The 1,540-nt window shown below is 55.3% G+C and carries 1 rRNA gene; it reads left to right on the top strand.

The features are described 5' to 3' along the window. A 23S ribosomal RNA gene (locus tag ABZ382_RS36525) occupies positions 1–1,497 on the top strand; the annotation flags it as partial. Between the last annotated feature and the right edge of the window lie 43 nt (positions 1,498–1,540).

Raw genomic sequence — 1,540 nt, forward strand, 5'->3', positions numbered from 1 at the left:
GCTGTAGTAGGTAAGCGATGGGGTGACGCAGGAAGGTAGCTGGGCCAGGTGATGGAATACCTGGTGTAAGCCTGTAGGGCGTCTGGTAGGCAAATCCGCCGGACATATAGCCTGAGAGGTGATGCGTAGCCGATTGAGGCGAATTCAGTGATCCTATGCTGCCGAGAAAAGCCTCTAGTGAGTTGGTACACGGCCCGTACCCCAAACCGACACAGGTGGTCAGGTAGAGAATACTAAGGCGATCGAGATAACTGTGGTTAAGGAACTCGGCAAAATACCTCCGTAACTTCGGGAGAAGGAGGGCCCGGTCTGGTGAACACCCTTGCGGTGGGAGCTGGGTTGGGTCGCAGAGACCAGTGAGAAGCGACTGTTTACTAAAAACACAGGTCCGTGCGAAGTCGTAAGACGATGTATACGGACTGACGCCTGCCCGGTGCCGGAAGGTTAAGAGGACCGGTTAGCTCTTCGGAGCGAAGCTGAGAATTTAAGCCCCGGTAAACGGCGGTGGTAACTATAACCATCCTAAGGTAGCGAAATTCCTTGTCGGGTAAGTTCCGACCTGCACGAATGGCGTAACGACTTCTCAGCTGTCTCAACCACAGACTCGGCGAAATTGCAGTACGAGTAAAGATGCTCGTTACGCGCGGCAGGACGAAAAGACCCCGGGACCTTCACTATAGCTTGGTATTGGTGTTCGGTACGGTTTGTGTAGGATAGGTGGGAGACTGTGAAGCGGGCACGCCAGTGTTCGTGGAGTCATCGTTGAAATACCACTCTGATCGTATTGGACCTCTAACCTCGGACCCTGATCGGGTTCAGGGACAGTGCCTGGTGGGTAGTTTAACTGGGGCGGTTGCCTCCCAAAATGTAACGGAGGCGCCCAAAGGTTCCCTCAGCCTGGTTGGCAATCAGGTGTTGAGTGCAAGTGCACAAGGGAGCTTGACTGTGAGACCGACAGGTCGAGCAGGGACGAAAGTCGGGACTAGTGATCCGGCACCGGCAAGTGGAAGCGGTGTCGCTCAACGGATAAAAGGTACCCCGGGGATAACAGGCTGATCTTCCCCAAGAGTCCATATCGACGGGATGGTTTGGCACCTCGATGTCGGCTCGTCGCATCCTGGGGCTGGAGTAGGTCCCAAGGGTTGGGCTGTTCGCCCATTAAAGCGGCACGCGAGCTGGGTTTAGAACGTCGTGAGACAGTTCGGTCTCTATCCGCCGCGCGCGTTAGAAACTTGAGGAAGGCTGTCCCTAGTACGAGAGGACCGGGACGGACGAACCTCTGGTGTGCCAGTTGTTCCGCCAGGAGCACGGCTGGTTGGCCACGTTCGGAAGGGATAACCGCTGAAAGCATCTAAGCGGGAAGCCTGTTCCAAGATGAGGTTTCTCACCCCCTCGAGGGGGTAAGGCCCCCAACAGACCATTGGGTTGATAGGCCAGAACTGGAAGTCTGGTAACAGATGTAGGTGACTGGTACTAATAGGCCGAGGACTTACCAACAAAGAAGCTACGCGTCCACTGTGCAGTATCTGAAACAACACAC

The organism is Nocardia sp. NPDC005825, assembly GCF_040630175.1.
Taxonomy (GTDB): Bacteria; Actinomycetota; Actinomycetes; order Mycobacteriales; family Mycobacteriaceae; genus Nocardia.